This is a genomic window from Pseudarthrobacter sp. P1, from assembly GCF_050156935.1.
Classification (GTDB): domain Bacteria; phylum Actinomycetota; class Actinomycetes; order Actinomycetales; family Micrococcaceae; genus Specibacter.
In genome coordinates this window covers 2,006,634-2,031,131 of record NZ_CP189584.1, presented here as the reverse complement: position 1 = coordinate 2,031,131, position 24,498 = coordinate 2,006,634, and the positions used below count along the sequence as shown (strand labels likewise).

Sequence of the window (24,498 nt, the reverse complement as noted above, 5' to 3'; positions counted from 1 at the left end):
CCTGCGCGTGGCGGACTGGCTCAACTTGACGCTGCCGGGTTGAGCTCGGACTTGGCGATGCCACCGTCCGCGTTGTTCCAGGCCGCAAGGATCTTGCCGTAGGTGCCGTCGGTGATGAGCTTGTTCATGACCTTGGTGATGAGCTCGGCCAGCGCGGTGTCGTCCTTGGCGACGATGATGCCCTGTGGGGCCGCGTCGTAGACCTTGCCCAGGGTCTCCAGCTTGTCGCCGGTCTGGGAGAGGGCGTAACCGATGATCGGCGAGTCGGCGCTCATGGCGTCGATGCTGCCGTTGACCAGGCGGGTGGTGACGTCGGTCTGGTTCTTCAGCGTGACGATGTTGATGGCGGGCTTGCCGGCGTCGGTGCAGGCCTTGGAGCGGCCTGAGACGTCCGGATCCTCTTCCACGGTTCCGGTCTGCACGCCCACGGACTTGCCGCAGATGTCATCGAGGTTGATGTTCTTCGGGTTGCCCTTCTGCACGGCCCACAGGACACCGGCGTTGAAGTACGTGACCATGTTCACGGCCTTCAGGCGTTCCGGGTTGACCGTGAAGGAGGAGATGCCCAGGTCGTACTTGGTGCCCAGCGCCGGAATGATGCCGGTGAACTCGGCGGTCTGCACCTTCGCCTTCATGCCCAACGTTGCCGCGATGGCCTTGGCGAAGTCGACGTCGTAGCCGACGGCCGTCTGTCCGTCGGCACCGAGGAACTCGGCCGGGGCATAGGAGGTGTCCGAACCAATGGTCAGGACGCCCTTGTCCCGGATGGCGGCGGGCACCAGCGCGGCCAGCGCGTCATCCTTGGCCAGCGCGGATGGATCGAAGCTGGGCGAGCCCGAAACACTGGCTGGTCCGGTGCCGACCAGGCTCTGCGAGGCGTTGGTGCAGCCGGTCGCGGCCAGCAGGGTGGTGAGCGCCACGGCCGTGGCCAGGGCCAGGCGGAAGGTGTGCGGTGAAGCTATGTCAGTTATCCAATCGTGAAGGAGCGGCCAGGGGAACGGCGATGTTCACCAGGGTGCTTCCGGTCTGTACAAGGGTGGGGTGGCGCAGGGTGGCAATGAGGCCGTCGATGTGGGCCCGGTATTCAGAGGCCGGCCGGTCCAGTTCCTCGGTGAAGTGGACCCTGCCGACCAGATCGCCGGCGCCGACCCTCTGGCCCAGGTCGACGGCGGGTTCAAACAGGCCGCCCGCGCGGGCCATGACCGCTGCGCCGGCGCCCAATTGGACGTACGCGACGTCCTTCCGGTGCCGGCCGTCCCCGCCGGTGGCGCCCCCGGACTGCGGGGTGCCGCCGTCGAGCACGCCCACATGGGCCAGCAGGTTGTAGAGCCCCGTGCGGGCATCGGCGAGCAGCCGGCGGTTGACGGTGCCGCGGCCGCCAAGCTCGGTGGAGATCATGAGGACGCCGGCCCTATCCGCAGCGCCGCTGATGGAGCCGGACACGTAGTTGGGTTCCACCACCACACAGTACGGCTGCCCGAAGGCCTCGACGGCGGCCACCTTGCGGTCCCACACCTCCCGGGTGGGCCCGGCGTAGACGAAGACCGACGGGACGTACTCGTTGACGGATCCGCCCGAATGGATGTCGAGGGCGAAATCCGCCAGCGGCAGCAGTCCGGCGTCGAGGATCCTGGCGATCTGCTCGGTCGGCCCGCCGGCGGCATTGCCCGGCAGCGCGCGGTTGAGGTTGGCGCCGTCGACCTTGGAAACCCGGGTGCCTTCCCGCACCGCCAGCACATTCAGCGAGGGGAGGACGATGATCCGGCCGCGGATGCTGCCCGGATCCAGCGTGCGGATGAGCTCGTGGAGCAGGACCTGGCCCTCGTATTCGTCGCCGTGCGTGCCAGCGGTCAGCAGGACGGTGGGCCCGTCCGAGCCGGCCAGCAGGGCGATGGGCACGGGGATGACCGCGCCGTCGAACTCATTGTTTGAGTGCTCGATCGACAGGTGGCCAAGCTGCTTCCCGCGGGCCGCGAAGTCGATGCCGCGGATCCGTTCGATCGTGTGGGTGAGGGGTGCCATGTGCTCTGTATCCAATCGGTAAGATTGGATACAACATATCCAAGGGATACTGTGAAGTGCAACACTTTTGGAAAAGATGTTTCGGGAAAATTCCCCGTGCGAGGATAGGGCCAGGAGGAACAGAGTGTGAAAAGTGGAGACGTCCGCGATGCACGGCCGCTTAGCGAGCGCGTGTACGAGCGGGTATGCGACGACATCGTGAGCGAGCTCATCGCCCCGGGGGCCCAGCTGGTCCAGGACCAGCTGGCGGCCCAGTATGGGGTCTCCCGCATGCCGGTCAGGGATGTCCTGGCACGCCTGGTCCACGAGGGGATGGCGGATTTCATTCCGGGCCGCGGGCACTTTGTGAAGGTGCTCAGCGACGCCGACATCGCCGACGTCTACGAGGTCCGCCGGGAGGTGGAGGCGCTGGCCATCCGGCGGTTTGCGGGCAGGTATACGCCCATGGAGCTCGCGCGGCTGGAAATGTCGCTGGCCGAGGCCGAATCCGTGCCGCCGGGGGACTTTGACGCGATTTTCCGCACCAGCATGGACTTCCATCTGGCCCTCGTTGCGCCGTGCCCCAACAAGTACCTGCTGGCGTCCCTGCAGGGCATCTGGGAAAACCCCGTGCAGCGCCGGATCATCCGCTCGTACCGGGACGACAGTGCCAAGGCCGCCGGCGTGGTGGCCAAACACCGCCGCCTGCTGGCTCTGGCACGCTCCGGCAGCACCGAGGAACTCATCGAACAGCTGGCCGGCTGCCACAGTCCGCTGGCCTGACGCCGCCCGGGCCGCCGGGGTCGCATGGACTTGGTCGACGTGAACAATTTCTACGTCTCCTGCGAGCGGGTCTTCGACCCTCGGCTGGCGGGGCGCCCCGTCGTCGTGCTCGCCGACAAGGATGGCTACGGGGTGACGCGCTCAAGCAACTCCGTGCATGCCGCCCACGCTTCGTAGGTATCACCTGACCACGAGTGCCGAAATGGCCAACCATGCCCAGCTCACCATGGCCTCGGGCCTGCCGGTGCACGTCGTCCACCCTCGCTCTGGGAGTGTGCGGATCACCGCCAGCAGCTGAGCGGCCAGGAGTTTCCCGGCCTCACGAGGGAATCAGGTACCTGGCCACGAGGTAGAACGCAAAATCGACGACACCCAGGATCATGCCAGCGATGGCGAGACCGCGCCCACGCAACCCGCGGTCCGTGGCCCGCCGGAATCCGATGCCCGAAATGGCGGTTCCGAGCGGGCCCGCCACGGCAAAGACGAAAAGCCCGACGCAGCTGATGATGAAACCCGCGATGGCAGCTTTGCTAAACGGCGCGCGCGCCTGGACCGGCGTGTACGGATTAGGTATCTGCGCGGTGAGAAGGGCATTCAGGTCAGGGAGGAAAGGCCTCCGAATGTTCATGGATGCTCCTGGCCGTGGACTGCGGAACATTGCTTCGGGCATTGGACCTGCCGGGGTGGACTTGCCGGGCAACTTGATGGCGGATTCTCCGGCGCCCGGATGGAAAACATGTCAGGACTTGACAGTGGCCAATCTCACAACGCATCATGGAGAAATCCAATTTGATCGTTCAAATACAGTTGTACGGCAGAATTTGATCGATCAAAATGCAAAAAGACAAAGTCGGCCAAGGGCGACCGAGCAGTAGGAGGATCCATGGTTTCCAGACCAACACTGGCGAGCCTGGCCGAGCAGTTAGGGGTGTCCCGGCAGACAGTTTCAAACGCCATCAATGCTCCCGAGCGGGTCAGGCCTGTGACACTCGAACGGGTGAGGGAACTGATCAGTGCTTCCGGGTATCGGCCGAACTCCGCAGCCCGGCAGTTGCGCACACGTCGTTCCCGGAACCTTGGCTTCCGGCTCTTTCCGTCAGAGGACGGCATCAATGGGGCGGTCATGGACCGGTTCCTGCATGCCCTCACCGAGAGGCTGCAGGAGTATGACTACCGGGTCACGATCTTTGCCGCTCCCGACGTGGATGCCGAAATCGAGACGTACGGGGAGCTGCTGGAGACTTCTGATCTTGACGGATTTATCCTCACGGACACCCGCCAGGATGATCCTCGGACCGGCTGGCTCATGGACAGGGGAGTCCCCTTTGTCACACTTGGGCGCCCATGGAGTTCCGACGATGGCGCCTGCCCTTACCCTTGGGTCGATATCGATGGCAGTGCAGGGACGGCCGAGGCAACAAACTACCTGCTCGAAAAGGGCCACCGCCGGATCGGCTTTCTTGGCTGGCCCGAGGGCCATGAAACCGGCCGCGACCGTCATGCCGGCTGGCAAACGGCACTCTCCCCTTACCTTGGCGCCCGGGAGCTGGATTCATTGAGCGTCGGGGTTGCGGACGGCATTCGTGAAGGTGCCGCCGGCGCCCTGACCTTGCTGGCAAACGGCGCAACGGCCGTCGTCTGTGCCAGCGACTCGCTGGCACTCGGGGCATCGGAACAATTCAGAGCCGCGTTCCCAGACAGGCCTCCCGCAGTTATCGGCTTCGACGACACCCCAGTCGCTGCCGCAGTAGGCATGAGCAGCATTTCCCAGCCCGTGGAAGATGCCGCAGGAAAAATTGTCGAGATCATGCGCACCATGTTGGACGATTCCCCGAATCCAACGAAGCCGCCCCGGCACCTCTTGCTTCCGCCACGGCTTGTGCTGCGCGATGGCGGAGGCCTGCTTGCAAGCCCATCAGCAGCTTAGACAGCCCAACCAACACTTCACTCCGGTTTCCGAAGAGAAGAGGGACGCGGTCGTTGCACCGGCCGCGCCCCTCGAGGATCCCGGACCAATCACCCACCCACAAAAACGGCAGAAAGATTGACCATGATGAACAAACGATTCACACGGATCCTGGCCACCAGCATAGCCGCGGCAGCGCTCGCAGGCAGCCTGGGCGCCTGCAGCGGACCCGGAACAGGGGGCACCGGCTCGGCCGTTGAGGCAGGCTCCGGCGAAGGCACCATAAATGTTTGGGCCGTTGACGGACAGGCGGCCGAGAACGACGCGTTGCAGAAGATCATCTCGAATTTCGAGAGCTCGCAGAGCAAGATCAAAGTGAACCTCAAACTCTTTCCCTCCGACCAGTACACCAAGGCCGTGAACTCTGCCGCACCGGGTGAATTGCCCGATGTTCTTGACTTCGACGGGCCTACGTTGGCCAGCTTCGTCTACAACGGCAAGATGGCCCCGCTGAAAGGCTCCGTGTCCGAGGAGACGCTGTCGAACCAGACGGACTCCATCAAGTCACAGAACACTGTCGATGATGCCGTCTATGGCGTGGGCATGATGAATGCCGGTCTGGCCCTGTGGGGCAACAAGAAGCTCCTGGATGCCGCCGGCGTCGCCTACCCGACCACCCCGGAAAAGGCCTGGACGGCGGATGAGTTCACAGGCGTCCTGGACAAGCTCGCCGCCGTGGTCCCGGGCGGCAAGCCGCTGGATCTTTCCGAGCAATACGGTTTTGCCGGCGAATGGGGAACCTGCTGCTCGGCGGGCCCGGTCATCTGGTCCGGCGGCGGCACCATGCTCAAGGACAATAAGGCCTCCGGCGCGTTGGACTCCGAGGCCAACGTGAAGTCCCTGACAACGTTCGCCAGCTGGAAGAAATACACCGATCCGAACGCGGACGGGCTGGCATTCACGAGCGGACGCGTCGCGCTGAGCTGGGTCGGGCACTGGACCTACCCGACGTACAAAGCCCTGGGTACGGACCTGGTCTCGATCCCCCTGCCGAACTTCGGCAAGGGAACCAAGACCGCCTCGGGCACCTTTGCCTGGGGCATGGGCGCCAAGTCAAAGAACGGCGCCGCGGCCGGGAAGTTCTTGGACTTCCTGATGACGGATGAAAGCGTACACATGTACACCGGCGCCAACGGCGCCCCGCCCGCCACCAAGACGGCACTGGCCGCATCCGACCTCTACGGGCCAGGAAAACAGCTCGAACTCCTCGGCGATCAGCTGAGCAAGGCCTGCGGCACCGAGGACCAGATCACCGACACCTGCGTCAGCGTCACCAGGCCGGTGACCGCGGGCTACCCCATTGTCACCGATCAGGTCGGCAAAGCCGAGGCAGCCATCTACGCAGGCAAGGACGCCAAGGAAGCCCTCAGCGCCGCTGCCCGCGCCATCGACCAGAACTTCGCCGACAACGACGGATACAAGAAGTAAATCCCCAGCAGGTCTTCGGTCGCCGGCCACTGTCGGCGGCCGGACAGGCCCCTTTCGGACTTGACCCCAGCGAAAGCCTCCATCATGACCACCCAAATGCAACAGATTAAGACCACCACGGCGCCGGCAAAACGGCGATTGCCACCTAGTCTTTCCGGACACCGGTTCGCCGGTCCACTCTTCGCCAGCCCGGCCCTGCTCGGACTCGCCGTCTTCCTTGTCGCACCGTTCGTGCTCGCGCTCGTGCTTTCCTTCTACCGCGTGCAGCTCAACAGCCCGCGCCCGGCGCGATTCGTCGGATTCGAACAGTACACCCGCCTGTTCACCGATCCTGACCTTTCCTCCGCCTTCGGCCATGCACTGCTGAACAACTTCACATTCGCCCTCATCGTCGTACCTGTGCAGACGGTACTCGCACTGGCGCTGGCTGTACTCGTCAACCGCAAACTGCGCGGCATGGTGATCTTCCGAACGTTCATCTTCATGCCCCTGGTCTTCCCGCTGGCCCTAACAGCGGTGATTTGGCGGCTCATCTACTCCCGGGGAGACCAAGGGCTCCTCAACGCCATTCTCGGGTTCTTCAGCGGCGGCGCATTCACCAGCCACGACTGGCTCGGGGACCCCTCCACCGCCCTCGGATCGATCATTGTCATGTCGATCTGGCAAAGCGTGAGCTTCCAGATGATCATCGTTCTTGCGGCGCTGCAAAGCGTACCGACCGAACTTTACGAGGCGGCATCGCTGGACCGTGCCAGCAAATGGGACCAATTCATCCACGTCACGGTGCCCGGCATCAGAAACACGCTGATCTTCGTCGCTCTCATCACCACCATCTTCTCCTTCCGGCTCTTCGACCAGGTGTATCTTCTGAGCCGCTCCGGCAGCGTCGACCGGGGTTCGACCGAGACCGTGATGACCCAAATCATCAACATCGGATTCGACAACAACAACGTGGGCCAGGCCGCCGCCATGACCGTCATATTCATGCTGATCATCACCGTGATCGCAATCATTCAACGCGCCGCGGCGCGCCAACGAGGAGGCCTCTGATGACGATGTCCAAGACCTTGAATCCGGGACGGCGGGGCGGAAGCATGAAACGCACACGACGCTGGCAAACCGCTGCCCACTACCTGCTGTTGACGGTTGTCGCGCTGTTCTTCTTCCTGCCCGTCTACTACCTCATCGTCGGAAGCTTCCGCCCCTCTGCTGAGGTTCTCAGCGGCATCAGCGGCTTCGTCCCCACGAACCTGTCCTTCAACAACTACACCGGCGTCTTCGACCACCTCAGTTCAGACGCCACGGGCTACTTCGGGCAGTTCGCGGCCGTCTCAATCCTCGTCACCACTGCGGTCGTGGCCGGCAGCCTGGTCGTGAACTCGATGGCAGCCTACTCCTTCGCTCGGATGCAATGGCGCGGGAAAAAGATCCTCTTCCTGCTGGTCATTGTCCTGACGATCATCCCGTTCGAAGCGGTCGCCCTGCCGCTCTACTATATGTTCTCCGGCCAGCGGGACACCATCTACATCCAGGCGATCCCGTTCATTGCCAACGCGTTCTCGATCTTCCTGTTCTACACCTTCTTCCTCGACGTTCCCGGCGAGATCGAAGAGGCGGCACGTCTCGACGGTGCCGGGCCATTTAGGACGTTTTTCCAGGTCGTGGTGCCCATCACCAAGCCGGCGTTTGCCACTGTCGCCATTCTTACCTTCCTGGCCCAGTGGGGATCCTACCTCTGGCCGGTCCTCATGGTCTCGGACCCCACCGTCCGGCCGCTCCCGCTGGCCATCAGCATCTTCCAAAACCAGCAGCCACCGGAGTGGGGCCAGGTACTGGCCTTCGGAACGATGTTCATCGTCCCTGTCCTGGCGGTCTTCCTGATCTTCCAACGCTGGTTCGTCGCCAGCATCAGCAGCTCCGCCATCAAGGGCTAGCACTACCCCTGGTCCCGCCCGAGCGGATGACCACCATCAGAGAGGTGTATTTCATTGGTTTTCAGTCTCCAGGACTCCTGGGTATGGGACTTCTGGCTTGCCGACGACGGCTCCACGTTCCACATGTACTATCTCCACGCTCCCAAGAGTCTGGGTGACCCTGCGCTTCGGCACCGCAATGCCCGGATCGGGCATGCCACCTCGCAGGATCTGAGTAGCTGGGTTTGCCACGGCGTCGTCCTTCAGCCCGATGACCCGGAGGCTTTTGACGCCACCTCGACCTGGACCGGCAGCGTGCTCCAAGGTCCCGACGGAATTTGGCGGATGTTCTACACGGGGGCCCGATTCTACGAAACACACAACATCGAAGCCATCGGCGTCGCAACGTCCCCCGACCTCCACACCTGGACCAAGCACCCGGCCCTCGTGATTGAAGCAGACGGGCGCTGGTATGAAAAATACGGCGATTCGACCTGGCCGGAAGAGGCCTGGCGGGACCCTTGGGTGTTTGCGGACCCGGCCGGGGAAGGGTGGCACATGCTGATCACCGCCAGGGCCAACACCGGAGACGCCGACAACCGCGGCGTCATCGGCCACGCCGTATCGACCGATTTGGAAACCTGGGAGGTACGGCCGCCCCTCAGCCAGCCGGGGGCCGGCTTCGGGCACCTCGAAGTCCCCCAGACTACGGTTATAGACGACCGCACCGTCCTGTTGTTCTCCTGCGGCGTGGACACGCTCTCGGCCCGGAAGGCAGAAGGATTCGGCGGCGGCGGGATTTGGAGCCTGGAAACAGACCACATCAGCGGACCCTACAACGTCGCATCAGCGGCCGTCGTCACGACGGCGCCGCTCTATAGCGGGCGCCTCATCCAAGACCGGGCCGGCCAATTGATAATGATGGCCTGCCATGATGCCAACAGCGACGGCTCCTTCGACGGCGTCGTCTCGGATCCGCTCCCGGTCCACTGGGATCCCGAGCGCGGCCACCTGACCACGGCCCCGACCACCAGCACCGCCAACGGAGCCGAGCCCACGACTGGGCCTGACCATACCAACGCATGAGGAGTTCCATGCCCACGGGTAACCACGGCAGCCGCACCCCCTGATGTCATCAGTAATGTCGCAACGGCGGCTCCGAAAGCTGCTGCTCCGGCGACGGCCCAGACAGCGTCCCATTCCTGATCAGACCAGTCCATTGTGTTCCAGCTCCACAGCCCGAGTGGGACTATCAGGTTGATGGGGTTGTTGGCGTAGGTGTAGACGGCATGGGTGGGGGAGGCGAGGGGGTCGGCGCTGATGAATTGGATGGTTTGGGGGTCGTACCAGCGGGCGCGGAAGTAGTACAGGCCGGTGTCGGGCGCCCTGGTGTGGCCGGTCAGAGTGCCGTGGGCGTCGTGCCTGAAGGTCGCGGCAACCGCGCCGGCGGCGTGGGTGAGGAGGCGGGTGGCCCCGTAGTGGTCGTGCTGGTAGAACAGCACGACCCCAGCCACGTCGATCTGCTCGACCCGTGGCCCGGTCGCATTCACGCCCCGGATCTATGGATCGGGCCGCGCCAAGGGCCGGTGCTAGCATGGATCATTCGAAACTTTGTTCTAGGCGGTGGCTGCGGTGGATGGCACGGATCCGGCACCGTCCGCCAGGGACCGCATGGCCCTGGTCGACGTGAACAACTTCTACGTCTCCTGCGAGCGGGTCTTCGACCCCAGGCTGGCTGGCCGCCCCGTCGTCGTCCTCTCCAACAACGACGGCTGCGTGGTGGCGCGCTCGGCCGAGGCCAAGGAGCTGGGCATCGCCACCGGGGCGCCGTGGTTCCAGGTGGCGCCGATGGCCAAGGCCTGGGGGCTGGTGGCGCGCTCGAGCAACTATGAGCTCTACGGCGACATGAGCGCCCGCGTCATGGAGGTGGTGGGCCGGTTCGGCACCTGGCAGGAGGTCTACTCCATCGACGAGTCCTTTGTGGGGCTGGTGGGGGATGAGGCCCAGCTGCGCGACGCCGGGGCGAAGATCCGCGCGGCGGTGGCCCGGTATGTGGGGGTTCCGGTCTGCGTGGGCATCGCCTCGACCAAGACGCTGGCCAAGTTCGCCAACCGGATCGCCAAGCAGAACCCGGCGCTGGCTGGCGTGTGCGCGCTGGATTCGATGCCGCCCGGTCATGTGGCGGCCATCCAGTCGCGGGTGCCGGCCACGGGGCTGTGGGGCGTGGGTGGCCGCACGGGGGACCGGCTGGCCGCGATGGGCATCGACACCGTGGCGGACCTCAAGGCCGCGGATCCATTGTTGATCCGCAAGAAGTTCTCCGTGGTGCTCCAGCGCACCGTCCTGGAGCTCAATGGCACGGCCTGCATCCCGCACACCGAGGAGCGCGCGGACAAGCAGCAGATCATGTTCTCGCGCAGCTTCTCCACGCCCGTCACCACGGTGGAGGGGATGGAGCAGGTGATGGCGATCTATGCCCAGCGCGGCGCGGCCCGGCTCAGCGCCGAGGGGCTGCGCACGACGGCGATGACAGTCACCGCCGGGACCAGCCGCTTCGCGGCCGGCGTGGCCAGCTTCCCCTCCGTCACCGTGCGCCTGCCGGCGGCCACGCAGGATCCAATCCTGCTGACCCGTGCAGCGGTGGCGGCCGTGCGGGAAAACGCGGTCCCCGGCGCCCCCTATCTGCGCGCCGGTGTCATGTTCAGCGGGCTGGAGCCGGCCGCCGGGCAGGAGGCATTGGACCTCTTCGTGGACGAGCGCGAGAAGCTGGAGCTGGGCGGATTGATGGGCAGCGTGCGGACCAAGTTCGGTGCCGCGGCCATTGGACTGGGCCTGGGCGGGCTGGCCGAGCCGCCGCAATGGTCCATGAAACGCGAGCATTCCTCGCCCCGCTACACCACCGAATGGGCCGAGCTGCCGGTGGTCCGGGCGTAGGGCGTGGCGCCCCGTCCGGGCCCTGATGCACCGGCGATCAGCCCGCAGCGATTGTGACAGCCCGATCCGTTGACAACCCTTCAGGGGCGGCGTATAGCTGGCCTTGTATCTACCCGCACGCGTTCCAGTTGGAGGTAGTCATGCCCGAATTCATGGACGTGCATCACAATATGGTCGGCATCTCGGCCGATGATTTGAAGGCCGCCCACGCGGCCGACGTGGCCATCCAGGCCGAAGAAGGTGTCGTCTTCAAGCAGGCTTGGGGCGACCCCGAGTCAGGCATTGTGTACTGCCTCTCGGAGGCCCCCGACGGCGAAGCCGTCAGGCGCATCCACGAGCGCACCGGACACCCCGCTGACGAAGTCCATCCGGTCCCGCTCTCCGTCTGAGCGCCAACCCACAGACCCATCCCTGGTAAAGGGCGGCGGCGGCACCATTGTTGGTGCCGCCGCCGCCTCGCGCTGTGCCCAAGTGGCTGCGCTCCTCAGATGGCTGGCCCGTAGGCTGGGGGTGGCCGGTTGGCGGCCACCATGGGGGAGGCGCCTGAGGGGGACAACGCAGCGCCGGCTGCTGCTGGCCGGTGCAGGCGCGGCCGTGCTGGCGGCGGGGCTGGCTGTGCACTATCTGGGGCGCGGGCCGGTGGCAGATTTTGCCGCCGATGCGCTCTACCCGGCGATGGTGTTGGTGGTGCTGGGCGTCCTGTGGCCACGATTGCGGAGCATGGTGCTTGGTGCGGTGGCCTTCGCCGCCAGCGCCGGGATCGAGTTGGCCCAGCTCACCGGGGTGCCGGCCGGGCTGGCCGCCGCGTTCCCGCCGTTCCGCCTGCTGCTGGGCACCACGTTCTCGGCGCTGGACCTGGTGGCCTATGCCGCCGGGGCGGCAGGTGCGGTCGCGGCCGACGGCGTGGCCCGGTCCCGCGCCCGGAACGGATTTGCTAACCGGCTGTGATGACGATCTTCCCGCTGCTGCCCACCCCGTAGCCCCTGCACCGAACGCCGTGGTGCGCTGGACGGCACGGGATCCCACGCCGCCGCCCGGCCGCTGCCGGGCGGCGGAATATGCGGCGGCTGCAAACAGTTCTTGTACATGGCGCCCGGACCGGGCGCCGGTTCAGGAGGAATCGTGCTTGACGCAGTGGTGATCGGTGCCGGCCAGTCCGGGCTGTCCGCGGCCTATTATCTGGCCCAGCGCGGGCTGGAGCCCGAGCGGGACTTTGTGGTGCTCGATGTCAACGCCGGTCCCGGCGGGGCCTGGCGGCACCGCTGGCCCTCGCTCACCCTCGGCGCCGCCCATGCCGTCCACGACCTGCCGGGGATGAAGCTGGGCGAGCCGGACCGGCACGAGCCGGCCTCCGCCGTCGTCTCCCGCTACTACGGCGGCTATGAGGACACCTTCGGCCTCCCCGTGCAGCGCCCGGTGAAGGTGCGCGCCGTCCGTCCGCTGGATCCGGACGACGGCGAATCGGCGCTGGTGGTGGAGACGGATGCGGGGGACTTTGAGACCAGGCTGGTCATCAACGGCACCGGCACCTGGGACAAGCCGTACTGGCCGCACTACCCCGGGCAGCAGGGGTTCGCAGGGATGCAGCTGCACACCCACGACTTCCGTTCGGTGGCCGATTTTGCCGGCCGGCGCGTGCTGGTGGTGGGCGCTGGCACGTCGGCCGTGCAGTTCCTGCTGCAGCTGGCCGCTGCCGGCGTCGACACCGCATGGTCCACCCGGAGGGTGCCGGAATTCACCACCCGCGTGTTCGACCCCGAGTGGGGGCGGGACGTGGAGCGCAGTGTCAACGAGCGCACGGCCGCCGGCCTGCCGCCCCTGAGCGTCGTGGCCGCCACGGGGATCCCGCTGATCGAGGAATACCAGCGCGGGATCGACGGCGGCGTCCTGGTCTCCCGCGGCGGCATCGACCACCTTGACGTGGACAAGGTGGTGTTCGCCGACGGGACTTCCTATGACGCGGACGCCATCCTATGGGCCACGGGCTTCCGGGCCTCGCTGGACCACCTGGCGCCGCTGAAGCTGCGCGAGGCCGGTGGCGGGATCCTGATGGACGGGGTGAAGGTGCCCAAGGAGCCGCGGCTGCTGCTGGTGGGCTACGGCGCCTCCGCCTCGACGCTGGGCGCCACCCGCGCCGGCCGGGCCGCCGCCGTCGAGGCCATGCGCCGCCTGGCCGCCATGCCGCAACCCGTGGCCTGACCCTCCGCTGCCGCCGCGCCCGCCCAACTGGGTGACAGCTATCGCATGTTCGCGACCCCTGAATGTGACACAAGTGTCACCTAGTTGGGCGGGGGAGGGGGGATGACTATTTTGGTGGGGACGCCGTCGTCGTCGAGGGTGATCTTCACACCTCTGAGGCCGTCGCCGGCGCTGGGAATGGGGGCGCGCTGGCGCGTCTGCTCCTCGATCTCCGCCCGGGCATTGGCGGCGCCTGGATTGACCAGGCCCTCGATGCCCGTGATGGCACCGGCCAGCGTGCCCATGCTGTCGCGCGCGCCGGGCTTGTCCAGGCCGCGCTGCATCAGCACGATGCCGCCGGTGGCCAGCGCCACCAGGCCCGCAATGGTCAGGATCGTCCACAGCCAGTCCATGGTGGAAGTCTAGCCAGCGGCGGAAATATCCGCTGCACCCGCGGGGTTGGCCCTAATGTGCACGCCACAGCGTCGCACGGATTCTGCGTTGAAAGGCCACACCCATGACTCTCCCGCTCTCCATCCTTGACCTGGCCCACGTGGGCGACGGCGGCCCCGCGGAAAGCTTTCGGGCCAGTGTGGAGCTGGCGCAGCGTGCGGAGCAGTGGGGCTACCGGCGGATCTGGTTTGCCGAGCACCACAACATGCCCACCATCGCCTCCTCGGCCACCAGCGTGCTGATCGCGCACGTGGCCGCCCACACCCAGACCATCCGGCTCGGCGCGGGCGGCATCATGCTGCCCAACCACTCGCCGCTGCAGATTGCGGAGCAGTTCGGCACGCTGGCGACCCTGCACCCGGGGCGCATCGACCTGGGTCTGGGGCGGGCACCGGGCAGCGACCAGAACACGCTGCGCGCGCTGCGCCGGGACCCGATGGCCGCTGACACCTTCCCGCAGGATGTGCAGGAGCTGGCGGCCTATTTCGACGGCGACACCCGCATCGCGGGCGTGAACGCGTACCCGGGCAAGGGGACCAAGGTGCCGCTGTACATCCTCGGCTCCTCGCTGTTCGGCGCGCGGCTGGCCGCGGCGCTGGGCCTGCCGTACTCCTTCGCCAGCCACTTTGCCCCGCAGGCGCTCGAGGATGCGGTGCGGATCTACCGCCGCGACTTCCAGCCGTCGGCGCATCTGGCCGAGCCGTACGTGATCGCCGGCGTGAACGTGATTGCCGCCGACACCGACGAGGAGGCGCAGCGGCTGTTCCTGGCCGCCAAGCGCCGCCGGGTTGCGGCGATGGTTGGCGGCGGGCGCACGTTCACCGACGCCGAGGCGGACCTCCTGCTGGAATCCCCGGCGGGCCAGCAGGTGCTGAACATGGTGCGCTATGCCGCCGTCGGCGCGCCGGAGACGGTGCGCGGCTACCTGGCGGACTTTGCCGAGCTGGCCCAGGCCGACGAGCTCATCGTGGCCACCCAGATCACCGAGCGTACTGCTTGGCTGCGCAGCTTCGAACTGCTGGCCGGTGCGATGGAGCTGGCGGGCACTGCCGCCTAGGCCGGGGCCGCCGCGGCAGCCCCGCATCCCTGACTCCGGCGCCCCAACTCTGCCGCCCCCTGCCGGGGCGGCAGAGTTGGGGTGCCGTTCATCTGGCGTTTTGATCCATGACATGACGGTGGGCCACAGTCGGAATGAAAGCGCGATCATTCGCTGCGGCACGGATTTCCAGGGGACGAGGATCCACTCCGCCGAGGAATGAAAGCGCGTTCATCGAGCCGTGTGCCGCGAGGGCGCACGCCCCTGAATCCAGATGGAGCATCCATGAAGCGCCGTAATTTCATCTCCGGCATGGCCCTGGCCATGACCAGCACCGTGCTGCTTTCCGCCTGCACTCCGCCGGCCACCTCACCCGCCGGCCAATCAGCGGGAACCAACGAGTCGCTGGTCATCTACAGCAACTCCGTCTCCGACGGGCGCGGCGAGTGGCTCAAGCAGAAGGCTTCGGAGGCGGGCTTCACGCTCAACCTGGTGGACCTGGGCGGGGGAGATGTGATGAACCGGCTCTCCGCCGAAAAGAACAACCCCGTCGCCGACGTGACCTTCGGCCTGAACAATGTCTACCTCGAGAAGCTCAAGGCCCAGAAGGTCCTGGAGGCCTACACGCCGTCCTGGGCCGGCGACGTGGACGCGTCCCTGGGCGATGCGGACAAGCAGTTCTGGCCGATTGTGCGCGAGCCCATCATGCTCGTCTTCAACAAGGGCGCCTATGCCAGCGCCGACCAGGCCCCCGCGGACTGGACGGATCTGTGGCGCAAGGATGCCTTCAAGGGCCGCTACGAGGTGCCGACGTCGCTCGGTGGCGCCACGACGCAGATGGTGCTTGCCGGCATCCTGTCCCGCTATGCCGACCCCCAGGGCGAGTTGGGCATCAGCGCGGACGGGTGGACCGCCGTCAAGGACTACTTCGCCAACGGCAGCCTCGCCGTCAAGGGCGAAGACCTGTATGCCCGGATGAAGGCCGGCACGGTGGATGCGGGCCAAATGTGGCTGGCCGGCAAGGCAAGCCGCGAGGCCCAGTACGGGATCCAGACCGAGGCGGCACGGCCGTTCGTCGGTGTGCCGTTCGCGGTCCAGCAGGTTGCCCTGGTCAAGGGCTCCAGGAAGCACGAAACCGCCAAGAAGTTCATTGACTGGTTTGGCAGCGCCGACGTCCAGGCCCAGTGGTCGGTGAAGTTCTTCACCGCCCCCACCAACACCAAGGCCGCCGCCACCGCGAACCAGGATGCCATCAAGGCCACCGATTCGTTCAGCCGGCAAAGCATCGACTGGGCCCTGGTGGCGAAGAACATTGATGCCTGGGTGGAAAAGATCGATCTCGAGTACCGGAAGTAGGAAACCGCGAGGCGCCGCAACCCAGCGGCGTGGCGAGTGTCAGCGTTCCGTACGGCCCCAAAGGATTGAAATGATCACCTTCGACAACATTGACGTCACTTTTGACGGTTTCCATGCCCTCCCCGGCTTCAACCTGACCATCAAGGAGGGCGAGTTCTTTACGCTGCTCGGTCCCTCCGGCTGCGGAAAATCCACCGCCCTGCGCACCCTGGCCGGCTTCATCCAGCCGGCCGCCGGCGACGTGTGGATCGACGGCAAGCGCGTGACCAACCTGCCCAGCCGGCGCCGGGAGATCGGCATGGTCTTCCAGAACTACGCCCTGTTCCCCACCATGTCGGTGGAGGACAACATCGCCTTCGGTCTGAAGGTCTCCGGCGTCGCCAGGGTAGAGTCGGCCCGCCGCGTCGCCGAGATCGCGGCGGCCGTGAACCTGACCACTGACCAGTTGGCCAAGGGTGTGGCCGAGCTCTCCGGCGGTCAGCAGCAACGGGTGGCCATCGCCCGGGCATTGGTGCTGCGCCCCAAGATCCTGCTGCTGGACGAGCCGCTGTCCAACCTGGACGCCAAGCTCCGCCACCAGCTGCGCATCCAGCTCAAGGAGCTGCAGGAGCAGTTTGGCATCACCACCGTCTACGTCACCCACGACCAGGACGAAGCCCTCACCATGAGCGACAGGATCGCCGTCATGAACCATGGCCGCATCGAGCAGGTGGGCACCCCGGCGGAGGTCTACAACGCCTCGGCCACGGAGTTTGTCTGCAATTTCATTGGCGAGGTCAACCGTCTGACGCCGGGGTCCCTCGGGGCGCTGCGGTCCGCCGGCGCCGCCTTGCTGGATGCGGAGGGGGAGTCCTATGTGCGCATCGAAAAGACCCGCATCACGGTTCCCGGCGGGCACGGACCTGCCGCGGCCGCCGGGGTCGGCGGGCACGGACCTGCCGCGGCCGCCGGGCGGGCGGTGCTCCCCGGCGTCGTCCGCTCGAAGCAGTACCACGGCGTGTACAGCAGCTACAAGGTGGAGGCGGCCGGCGGCTTGTTCAAGGGCATCATCCAGGAGCACGGGCACCCGGGCTTTGGCCTCGGCGACGCCGTGGAGGTGGCCATCGACTCCAGCGATGTCCTGCAGTATGCGGGGGCCGGGCTGTGAACGGCTCGGCCCGGCGCATGCTCCGCTCCCCGCTCTTTGTGGTGGTTACCCTGGTGGTGCTCTGGTTCTCGGCGACGTTCCTGGTCTATCCGAACCTGCGGCTGCTGGGCACGGTGTTCTTCCCCGAATCGGGATTCTCGCTGCGCGCCTTCCAACGGCTGGCATCCTCCGAGCGCGCCATGGCGTCGCTGCGCAACAGCTTCCTGTTGGCGGCGGTCCTGTCCGTGAGCGTGAACATTGTGGGCATCTTCATTGTGCTGGCCACCCGCTACTTTGACGTCAAGGGCGCCAAGTTGCTGTGGACCGGCTACGCCACCACGCTGGTCTACGGCGGCATCGTCCAGGTGGCCGGCTACAAGATCATCTACGGCGAACATGGGTTCGTCACCAATGCCCTTGCGGGGGTGTTTCCCGGCATGGACAGGGCCTGGTTCACCGGGATGGCGGCGGTGGTCTTTGTCATGACCCTGGCCGGCACGGGACACCACCTGCTCTTTCTGGGCAACGCGCTGGCACGGGTGGACTTCCACACCGTGGAGGCGGCCAAGATGATGGGCGCCTCCGCCTGGACGGTGCTGTGGCGCGTGGTGCTGCCTACCCTCAAGCCGATGATCTTTGCGATCACCATTTTGACCTTCCTGGGCGGGCTGGGGGCGTTGGCCGCGCCTCAGGTCCTCGGCGGCACCAGCTTCCAAACCATCACGCCCCTGATCCTCACCTTCGCCAACGCGCCGTCGTCGCGGGATCTCGCGGCCACGCTGGCCATGGTGCTGGGCGTGTCCACCATCGTCCTGCTGGCCGTGCTGAACCGGCTTGAAAAGGGCGGCACCTACTTTGCGGTGTCCAAGGTGTCGGCGGTGATGCAGAAGCAGCGGATCGAGAACAAGGTGGCCAACGCCGTCGTCCATTCCGTGGCCTATGCCCTGTTGGCCATGTACGTGGTTCCGCCGCTGCTGATTGTCCTCTTTTCCTTCACCAATGCCTCAGCCATCACCAGCGGGACGCTGGGCTGGGACAGCTTCACGCTGCGCAACTATGCCGTGGTGTTCACCGACTACGCCGCCTTCTGGCCGTTCCTGGTCAGCATTGGCTACGGCGCCGTCGCCTCCGTGGTGGTGGTGGCCGGGCTGATCTTCGTGGCGCGGATGGTGCAAAAGTTCAGGAACCGCATCACAGTGGTGCTCGAATACGTGCTGCACCTTCCCTGGATCCTGCCGTCCACGCTGATTGCGCTGGGGCTGATCGTGGCCTTCGACCATCCCGAGTGGCTGGTGGGCGATGTGGTGCTGACCGGCACGGTGGCGATCCTGGCGATCGCCTACATCATCGGGAAGATCCCCTTCACCCTGCGGATGCTCAAGGCCGCCTTTGCCGGCGTGCCGGACCAGTTGGAGGACGCGGCGGCAATCCTGGGTGCCAGACCGCTGTCCATCTTCCGCCGCGTGCTGCTGCCCATTGTGGCGCCGACGGCGGCGGCGATCGCGGCGCTGAATTTCAACAACCTCCTCGACGAGTACGACACCGCCGTATTCCTGGCGCATCCCCTCTACCAGCCGCTCGGCGTCGTGATCAAGAACGCCACCGGCGAGGACACGCTCACCGACGCCACGGCGCTGACGTTCGTCTACACGGTGCTGTTGATGGTCATCACGGGAACCACGATGTGGCTGGTCTACGGCCGGGGTGCCGGCAAGAGGAAGAAAAAGCAGGCCCGCACCCGGGATTCGGCGGCCGCGGCGGCGCCGGCGCCCGCACCGGCGCCCGCACCCGAAAAGCAATTGCAGAAGGTCTAGGAGAGACATGTTTGGACAGCAGAAGTTCGCAGACATCAATGCCCCGCTCAACGCGGCATTCACCGGCCGGCGCCCGCTCGTGGCGGTGCACCGGGGAACCGGACTCGGATGCGTGGTGGAAAACACCCTGCCGGCGGTGACGGCGGCGTTGCGGCAGGGCGCCGAGATGGTCGAAATCGACGTGGTGGAATCCACCGACGGTGAGTTCTTCCTCTTCCACGATGGCTACGAAAGCATGCACTTTGGCCTCCGGGAGAACATCCGGACCATGGACAGCGCCCAGATCAGGGGTCTGCAGTACCGCTGGGCCGCCAGCGGGAGCGAGCCGTATGGCGTCGCGACCCTGGCCGAGGTGCTTTCGGCCCATCCGGAGGCACTCTTCAACGTGGACAGGTCCTGGTGGTTCTGGCCCCGCCTGCTGCCCTACCTGGACCGGTTCCAGACGCCGGGGGCCAAGGTGCTCAAGTCCCCGGTCACCGAGGAGTACCTGGGCCTGCTGGCCGCCCATGGGGTGAAATACCCCTACGCGCCGATGGTGCGTTCGCATGCGGAGGTCCTGCAGGTCCTGGGGGCGGCCGACGTGAACACGGTGGGCATGGAGCTGCTGCCCGATTCTGCGGACCACGAGTTCGCCGCGCCGGACTATGTGCGCTGGCTCCATGGCCGCGGCATCTTTGCCCTGCTCAACGCGATCAACCTGAGCAATGGCGTTCCGCTGTTCTGCGGCTGGGACGATGAAACATCCGTCCTCACCGGACCCGACGCCGGCTGGGGGCGGCTCATCACCCATGGCGCCGACATCATCCAGACGGACTGGCCGGGGATGCTTGTCCCGTACCGGAACGCCACCGCGACAGTTCGTGGCACGCCTGCAGCCATGGCGGCACGCTAGGTTGGGTCGGGTGAACAGTGCACAGACCGCCGGTGGCTCCCATGGCTGAGCCGGACCACGCCACCCTTGAACCGCTCAAGGTGCGGATGGACGACGTCGCCCTGCTGGCGCGGGTCTCCCGCGCCACGGTGTCGCGCGTGCTGGTGGGCCATCCGCCGGTCTCCGCGGCGACGCGCGAAAAGGTGTTCAACGCCGTCCGCGAGCTGGGCTATGTGCCCAATATGATGGCCCGCGGATTGGCCACCCGGTCCTCGGATCTGGTGGGCCTGCTCCTGCGCGATCCGCGGAACCCGGCCTATGGACTGCTGCACTCGCAGATCCAGTCCGCGGCGAGCGCGCAGGGACTGCAGCTGGTCACGGCGGTCCCGCACTGGGCCGAGGCGGCCGAGGATGAACTGGCGGCGCTGCGGAGGCTGCTGGGGCTGCGGGTTGGTGGCCTGCTGGTCTCCACCGGAGTCATCAAGGCCCGCGACCTGGAGCCGTTCCTGGAGAGCGTTCCCGTGGTGTCGGTGGGCCGGGTGGAGGACCATCCGGGAATCTACGGCGTGTCCTACGACGAAGACACCAACGGTGCCATCCTTGCCGATGCGGTGGCCGCCGTTGGCCACCGGGCGGTGGCGGTGCTGGTGACGGGATCCGCCGTCTCAACGGCGGAAAACCGGCGGGGGACGTCCATGGCGGCGCGGCTGGAGGGGCACGGCATCCAGGTGGTCCGGGTGGCGGCGGACAAATTCGGCACCACCGACGAGGGAAACGAGGACATCGTCGGGCTCGTGCAGGAGCGCCGGGTCACCGCCGCGATGTTCCCCAACGACGCGCGGGCCGTGGCCTTTCTGCGCCACGCCCGGGCCGCGTCCCTGGATGTTCCGGGCGACGTGTCGGTCACCGGCTGCGACGGTGCGGGCCTGGGCCTGGACTTGCTGGGTTTGGCAACGCTCCGCATCCCCGTGGAAGCGGTGGCCAGCCGGGCGCTGGAGGTCCTGGCGGACTTGATGCGCGACCGCTCCGCGCCCGTGCGCCATGAGCTCTATCCCGGTGTCTTTGTCCCCGGGAGCACGCTGGCCCCGCCGCCGCCCCGATAGGCACCCGGCTGCGGCCTGTGTTTCCGGTGTTGCCGGTGCGCCCGGCGGCGGCAGGTTGCCGGGCCGCGCGGACCTGGCCGGTTTGGCAGCCTAGGCCCGGGCCGCCGTCGTGCTTTCCAGCGTCGTGCCCGCCGGTGCTGGAAGGCGGGCGTGGTGGCGGTCCGTGCGCGACACTGTCACGGCGCAGACCAGCACGCCCAGCACTACGCCCACCAGGGTGTCGGCCATCCGGCTGAGGGCGGCGTTCGGACCCAGCTGGCTGCCCAGCCCGGTCATCAGGAGTGCCATCGGTGTCACGGCCAGGGTGCAGAGGATGTAGTTGCGCACCACGAGGATCTCGGCCGCCATCTGGAACAGGACCACCAGGGCCACGGTGGGCCAGAAATCCAGCTGCAGCAGGATCAGCCCGGCCGCCACCAGTCCGCCCAGCACATTGCCCACCAGACGCTGGATGCTGCGCTGGACGGTGGTGGCGAAGTTTAGGCTCTGGAGGGCAGCGACGGCGCCCATCGAGGCCCACAGCGGGTGGTCCAGGCCCGCCGCGGCGGCGATCCAGCCCGACAGTGCCGAAGCGCCGGCCAGCCTGATCGCCTGGTGGATAAAGCCACAGTTGCGCAGGCTGGCGAGGCCCTCGCTGAAGACCTGGTGCCGTTCATCGGGCCGCGGTGTCCGGGCGAGGGCAGGCGACATCGCCACCAGCCAGCCAACCACCGCTCCGAGCGCGGCGGCGGCCACGGCCAATGCCACCAGCGGGGGCTGGTGCGACTGGTGGGTGAAGCCGGCACCGGCGGACGCGGCAAAGACCAGGATGACGGCGCCCGGGCCGGTGATGGTGAAGGCGGAAAACACGAGTGCGCCCGCGCCGGCAAGCAACGACAGCACCGCCACCTGGACCGCCAGCGGCAGGCCGGGCGCGCCCATGGCGGCCCCGAGCCCGGTGGACAGGACCAGGGCGGTGCCCACAAGTGCCAGATGCCGCGCGCGCAGCGGCAGCGGCTGGCTGCCGCTGAATGCGGAGGCCAAGGCTCCCAGTGACGCGATCCCGGCCAGTTGCGGCTGGCCGGCCCATCCGCCGAGCACCAGCATCAGCCCGGCGGCGATGCCCACCCGAACGGCCGGGGCGATGCCGCCGGAGACGCGACGCACGGTAAAGGCCGAGCGCCAGGCATGGCCGGAGAAGGGATGGGCCAGGGCCTGGACCTGGTGGGCTAGGCGGCTTCCGGGGGCGCTGGTGGTCTGGGTAGGCGAGGACATGGCTCCATTCTACAATCTATTTCATAAGTAAAATAGATGTGAAGGATGTGAGGATACTCTCTAGGATGGTCCTATGAACGGTTCGACAGAGAATGGTGCAACGGAATCCGAGGGCGACTTTGTTGACCAGGCCCGCCGCGGCTGGGCCCGGGCGCGTCCGGACCTGGACGTTTCCTCGATCGAGGTCATTGGCCGGCTCTCACGCCTGGGCGCACAGATCTTTGCCCGGGCGGAACGGGACCTTGCGCCGTCGGGCATCTCACGCGCCGAGTTCGACATCCTGTGCTCGCTGGCCCGCAGCGAACGCCCCCTGCGTGCCAGCGAGGTCACAGCGGCCACTATGCTCAGCGGAGCCTCCACCACCAAACAGTCCGACCGGCTGGTCAAGGCGGGGTTGCTGGAGCGGCTGCCGTGGGAGCGGGACGGCCGGGTGGTGCTGCTGCAGCTCACCGACGCCGGCCGGGCCCTGGTGGAACGCGAGTTCCCCCGCTTCCTGGCCCGCGACCACGAATTGTTGGAGGGGCTGGACGACGACGAGCGCGAGCTCGCCGCCCGCCTGCTGCGCAAGATCTCCGCGCGGCTGGAGCCCTAAAGCCGGCGCAGGTACCGCTCCGGCGCACCGAGGAAGGATTGCCAGTTGGCCACCAGGTCCAGCTGGTCCCACTGCATGGTCCGGATGCCCCACTCGCCCAATTCATAAATGGCCGCACCGGGCAGCGCCGCCAGCAGCGGCGAGTGCGTCGACAAGATCACCTGCGAGCCGCCGTCGTCGATCAGGTCTTTGAGCAGGCCCAGCAGGGCCAGGCAGCCGGAGAAGGACAGGGCCGATTCCGGCTCGTCCAGCACCCATAGCCCGGGCCTGCGGAAGCGGTCCCCGGCCAGCGCCAGGAATGACTCCCCATGCGACATCTCATGGAAGGGAAGGTCTGGGCGGACCGTGCTGGGGTTCTCCTCAAGATAGCTGAAGAAACCGTGCATGGTTTCGGCGCGCAGGAAGTAGCCGCGCTTGGCGGACCCGGCGTTGCGGACCAGCTGGAGGTGTTCCCAGAGAGGCGATTCCGTGGACCGGGTGCTGTGCCGGGCGCCCGCGGATCCACCCTCCGGCGAGAGCCCAAAGGCCAGTGCGATGCCCTCCACGAGGGTCGATTTCCCCGAGCCGTTCTCGCCCACGAACACCGTGGCCGGCCCCAACTCCAAGCCCTGGTCCAGCAGCTGTGCCACCGGGGGCAAGGTGGCGGGCCATGATCTGCGGGGCATGGGGTTCAGCGGGTGCTCGGCAACCTGGCGGAGAGGGTAGCGGTCAAAGGCCATGGCCCCATTGTGCCGGAGGGGTCAGGCCGCGGGGAGGGAGCGCCACCACTGGACAGTGGCCAGCGCGGCCTCGGCCAGCGGGGTGGGGGACAGGCCCAGCAGTCTCTCGCTGTGGCTGGAGTCCACGATGAAAGGGTTCCGGAACTGGTACAGCGTTTCGTTCAGCTCATGGATCCCCGGCGAAAACACACCTGCTGCCGCGATGAACCAGGCCGGGATGGCACCGACTTTTGGCTTCGGCGCACCGGCGGCCCGGGCAAACGCGGCTGCCAGCTCCGCCTGGGTCAGCGCCGGCCCGGTGGGGGCGTGCAGCACCGAATTCCACAGCTCCGGCATGGCAGCGGCCTTGACCATCGCGGCCGCCAGATCGCCAATGTAGGTGAAGGAGTGCGGCGTGGACGTGCTGGCCACCACCTGCACCCGCTTGCCAGCCAGCATGTTCGGGACCATGCGCTCGCCGGCGTGGGCGTTGCGCACCTGCGGCCCGAAGAAGTCCGACGCCGCCACGCTGACCGTGGGGGTCGGGTGCGCGGCGCGGGCCGCCAGCAGCTGGGTGCGGATGCCGCGCTTGCCGCCGATGGCGTTCCGGGGGCCGTCCTCGACCAGCGGCTCCTCCGGCCGGCTGTATGAGTAGAAGCTTTCCGGGAAGACGGCGACGGCGCCGGCCGCACCGGCTGCATCCAGCACGGCGGCCTCGGCGCGGGCGAGCTCCCGCCGCCAGGCCGTGGCGCTGTAGGCGGACCCATGGACGCAGTGGAAGGCGGCGTCCGCCCCGGCAAAGAGCCCGGCCAGGTCCTGCACGCCGGAAACGTCGGCCTTTACGCGCTCGATGAGCGGGTGCTCCGGACCGCTGCCGGAGCGGGTCAGGACGCGGACCTTGTGGCCCTGCTCCGCCAATTGGCTGGCGACGGTCCAGCCGACGGGGCCGGCTCCAGTGACGATCTTCAGGGCTGCCATGGTGTCCTCGCTTG

At 66.9% G+C, this 24,498-nt stretch carries 25 protein-coding genes and 1 pseudogene; 18 read left to right on the top strand and 8 right to left on the bottom strand.

Annotated elements, in window-relative coordinates; genetic code table 11:
- Positions 1 to 20: 20 nt before the first annotated feature.
- Together ACQCSX_RS09580 and ACQCSX_RS09575 are read right to left on the bottom strand one after the other, a co-directional pair.
- A complete protein-coding gene (locus ACQCSX_RS09580; protein WP_427018753.1) occupies positions 21 to 920 on the bottom strand; it encodes an ABC transporter substrate-binding protein in 900 nt (299 codons plus the stop codon).
- A gap of 43 nt (positions 921 to 963) precedes the next feature.
- Positions 964 to 2,022 carry a succinylglutamate desuccinylase/aspartoacylase family protein gene (locus ACQCSX_RS09575; protein ID WP_427018752.1) on the bottom strand — a complete coding sequence of 353 codons (1,059 nt, stop codon included), beginning with the start codon at positions 2,020 to 2,022 and terminating at the stop codon, positions 964 to 966.
- Between the two features lie 126 nt (positions 2,023 to 2,148).
- Here ACQCSX_RS09575 and ACQCSX_RS09570 point away from each other — a divergent pair, with 126 nt between their 5' ends.
- Positions 2,149 to 2,784, top strand: a complete 636-nt coding sequence (locus ACQCSX_RS09570) for a GntR family transcriptional regulator (protein ID WP_427018751.1) — start codon at positions 2,149 to 2,151, stop codon at positions 2,782 to 2,784.
- 39 nt (positions 2,785 to 2,823) lie between these two features.
- Positions 2,824 to 2,961, top strand: coding sequence for a hypothetical protein (locus tag ACQCSX_RS09565; protein WP_427018750.1), 138 nt, complete (start codon positions 2,824 to 2,826; stop codon positions 2,959 to 2,961).
- Between the two features lie 142 nt (positions 2,962 to 3,103).
- Here ACQCSX_RS09565 and ACQCSX_RS09560 read toward each other — a convergent pair whose 3' ends face one another.
- The gene (locus tag ACQCSX_RS09560; RefSeq protein WP_427018749.1) at positions 3,104 to 3,412 is read right to left on the bottom strand and encodes a DUF4190 domain-containing protein; all 309 of its coding nucleotides are present in this window, start codon (positions 3,410 to 3,412) and stop codon (positions 3,104 to 3,106) included.
- A 255-nt stretch (positions 3,413 to 3,667) separates the two neighbouring features.
- Here ACQCSX_RS09560 and ACQCSX_RS09555 point away from each other — a divergent pair, with 255 nt between their 5' ends.
- From ACQCSX_RS09555 to ACQCSX_RS09535, 5 genes are all read left to right on the top strand, one after another.
- A complete protein-coding gene (locus tag ACQCSX_RS09555) occupies positions 3,668 to 4,711 on the top strand; it encodes a LacI family DNA-binding transcriptional regulator (protein ID WP_427018748.1) in 1,044 nt (347 codons plus the stop codon).
- A gap of 126 nt (positions 4,712 to 4,837) precedes the next feature.
- Positions 4,838 to 6,178 carry an extracellular solute-binding protein gene (locus tag ACQCSX_RS09550; protein ID WP_427018747.1) on the top strand — a complete coding sequence of 447 codons (1,341 nt, stop codon included), beginning with the start codon at positions 4,838 to 4,840 and terminating at the stop codon, positions 6,176 to 6,178.
- 84 nt (positions 6,179 to 6,262) lie between these two features.
- Positions 6,263 to 7,228, top strand: coding sequence for a carbohydrate ABC transporter permease (locus ACQCSX_RS09545; protein ID WP_427018746.1), 966 nt, complete (start codon positions 6,263 to 6,265; stop codon positions 7,226 to 7,228).
- Positions 7,229 to 7,272: 44 nt separating this feature from the next.
- Positions 7,273 to 8,112: a carbohydrate ABC transporter permease gene (locus ACQCSX_RS09540; RefSeq protein ID WP_427018745.1), complete on the top strand. Its 840-nt coding sequence runs from the start codon at positions 7,273 to 7,275 to the stop codon at positions 8,110 to 8,112.
- 54 nt (positions 8,113 to 8,166) lie between these two features.
- Positions 8,167 to 9,177 (top strand): glycoside hydrolase family 68 protein, encoded by a 1,011-nt coding sequence (locus tag ACQCSX_RS09535; RefSeq protein ID WP_427018744.1) that lies wholly within the window; start codon positions 8,167 to 8,169, stop codon positions 9,175 to 9,177.
- A 161-nt stretch (positions 9,178 to 9,338) separates the two neighbouring features.
- On the opposite strand, the pseudogene ACQCSX_RS09530 reads toward ACQCSX_RS09535, so the two are convergent.
- A pseudogene (locus tag ACQCSX_RS09530) lies at positions 9,339 to 9,593 on the bottom strand (RHS repeat-associated core domain-containing protein); the annotation flags it as partial.
- A gap of 169 nt (positions 9,594 to 9,762) precedes the next feature.
- Between ACQCSX_RS09530 and ACQCSX_RS09525 the strand changes: the two are divergent.
- The 4 genes from ACQCSX_RS09525 (at position 9,763) to ACQCSX_RS09510 (ending at position 13,224) form a co-directional block, all read left to right on the top strand.
- Positions 9,763 to 11,025 carry a Y-family DNA polymerase gene (locus tag ACQCSX_RS09525; RefSeq protein WP_427019020.1) on the top strand — a complete coding sequence of 421 codons (1,263 nt, stop codon included), beginning with the start codon at positions 9,763 to 9,765 and terminating at the stop codon, positions 11,023 to 11,025.
- 140 nt (positions 11,026 to 11,165) lie between these two features.
- Positions 11,166 to 11,414: an SCO4226 family nickel-binding protein gene (locus tag ACQCSX_RS09520; RefSeq protein WP_427018743.1), complete on the top strand. Its 249-nt coding sequence runs from the start codon at positions 11,166 to 11,168 to the stop codon at positions 11,412 to 11,414.
- Between the two features lie 121 nt (positions 11,415 to 11,535).
- The gene (locus ACQCSX_RS09515; protein WP_427018742.1) at positions 11,536 to 11,973 is read left to right on the top strand and encodes a DUF2809 domain-containing protein; all 438 of its coding nucleotides are present in this window, start codon (positions 11,536 to 11,538) and stop codon (positions 11,971 to 11,973) included.
- Between the two features lie 174 nt (positions 11,974 to 12,147).
- A complete protein-coding gene (locus ACQCSX_RS09510) occupies positions 12,148 to 13,224 on the top strand; it encodes an NAD(P)-binding domain-containing protein (RefSeq protein WP_427018741.1) in 1,077 nt (358 codons plus the stop codon).
- A gap of 80 nt (positions 13,225 to 13,304) precedes the next feature.
- On the opposite strand, the gene ACQCSX_RS09505 is transcribed toward ACQCSX_RS09510, so the two are convergent.
- On the bottom strand, positions 13,305 to 13,616 hold the full coding sequence (locus ACQCSX_RS09505) for a hypothetical protein (protein ID WP_427018740.1): 312 nt from the start codon (positions 13,614 to 13,616) through the stop codon (positions 13,305 to 13,307).
- Between the two features lie 104 nt (positions 13,617 to 13,720).
- On the opposite strand from ACQCSX_RS09505, the gene ACQCSX_RS09500 reads away from it, so the two are divergent.
- The 6 genes from ACQCSX_RS09500 (at position 13,721) to ACQCSX_RS09475 (ending at position 20,962) form a co-directional block, all read left to right on the top strand.
- The gene (locus tag ACQCSX_RS09500) at positions 13,721 to 14,713 is read left to right on the top strand and encodes an LLM class flavin-dependent oxidoreductase (protein ID WP_427018739.1); all 993 of its coding nucleotides are present in this window, start codon (positions 13,721 to 13,723) and stop codon (positions 14,711 to 14,713) included.
- Between the two features lie 264 nt (positions 14,714 to 14,977).
- Positions 14,978 to 16,048 (top strand): extracellular solute-binding protein, encoded by a 1,071-nt coding sequence (locus tag ACQCSX_RS09495; protein WP_427018738.1) that lies wholly within the window; start codon positions 14,978 to 14,980, stop codon positions 16,046 to 16,048.
- A gap of 70 nt (positions 16,049 to 16,118) precedes the next feature.
- Positions 16,119 to 17,195 carry an ABC transporter ATP-binding protein gene (locus ACQCSX_RS09490; RefSeq protein ID WP_427018737.1) on the top strand — a complete coding sequence of 359 codons (1,077 nt, stop codon included), beginning with the start codon at positions 16,119 to 16,121 and terminating at the stop codon, positions 17,193 to 17,195.
- Between the two features lie 17 nt (positions 17,196 to 17,212).
- Positions 17,213 to 18,988, top strand: coding sequence for an ABC transporter permease (locus tag ACQCSX_RS09485; RefSeq protein ID WP_427018736.1), 1,776 nt, complete (start codon positions 17,213 to 17,215; stop codon positions 18,986 to 18,988).
- A gap of 7 nt (positions 18,989 to 18,995) precedes the next feature.
- Complete coding sequence (locus ACQCSX_RS09480) at positions 18,996 to 19,880, top strand: glycerophosphodiester phosphodiesterase family protein (RefSeq protein ID WP_427018735.1); 885 nt, start codon at positions 18,996 to 18,998, stop codon at positions 19,878 to 19,880.
- Between the two features lie 41 nt (positions 19,881 to 19,921).
- Positions 19,922 to 20,962, top strand: a complete 1,041-nt coding sequence (locus tag ACQCSX_RS09475) for a LacI family DNA-binding transcriptional regulator (RefSeq protein WP_427018734.1) — start codon at positions 19,922 to 19,924, stop codon at positions 20,960 to 20,962.
- A gap of 90 nt (positions 20,963 to 21,052) precedes the next feature.
- Here the strand turns inward: ACQCSX_RS09475 and ACQCSX_RS09470 are convergent, their stop codons facing one another.
- On the bottom strand, positions 21,053 to 22,216 hold the full coding sequence (locus tag ACQCSX_RS09470; protein WP_427018733.1) for an FUSC family protein: 1,164 nt from the start codon (positions 22,214 to 22,216) through the stop codon (positions 21,053 to 21,055).
- Positions 22,217 to 22,289: 73 nt separating this feature from the next.
- Between ACQCSX_RS09470 and ACQCSX_RS09465 the strand changes: the two genes are divergently transcribed.
- Positions 22,290 to 22,808, top strand: coding sequence for a MarR family winged helix-turn-helix transcriptional regulator (locus ACQCSX_RS09465; protein ID WP_427018732.1), 519 nt, complete (start codon positions 22,290 to 22,292; stop codon positions 22,806 to 22,808).
- On the opposite strand, the gene ACQCSX_RS09460 is transcribed toward ACQCSX_RS09465, so the two are convergent.
- Both ACQCSX_RS09460 and ACQCSX_RS09455 read right to left on the bottom strand, forming a co-directional pair.
- Positions 22,805 to 23,527 carry an AAA family ATPase gene (locus ACQCSX_RS09460; RefSeq protein ID WP_427018731.1) on the bottom strand — a complete coding sequence of 241 codons (723 nt, stop codon included), beginning with the start codon at positions 23,525 to 23,527 and terminating at the stop codon, positions 22,805 to 22,807. The genes ACQCSX_RS09465 and ACQCSX_RS09460 overlap by 4 nt on opposite strands.
- 21 nt (positions 23,528 to 23,548) lie before the next feature.
- Positions 23,549 to 24,484, bottom strand: a complete 936-nt coding sequence (locus tag ACQCSX_RS09455; RefSeq protein WP_427018730.1) for an NAD-dependent epimerase/dehydratase family protein — start codon at positions 24,482 to 24,484, stop codon at positions 23,549 to 23,551.
- Positions 24,485 to 24,498: the final 14 nt, after the last annotated feature.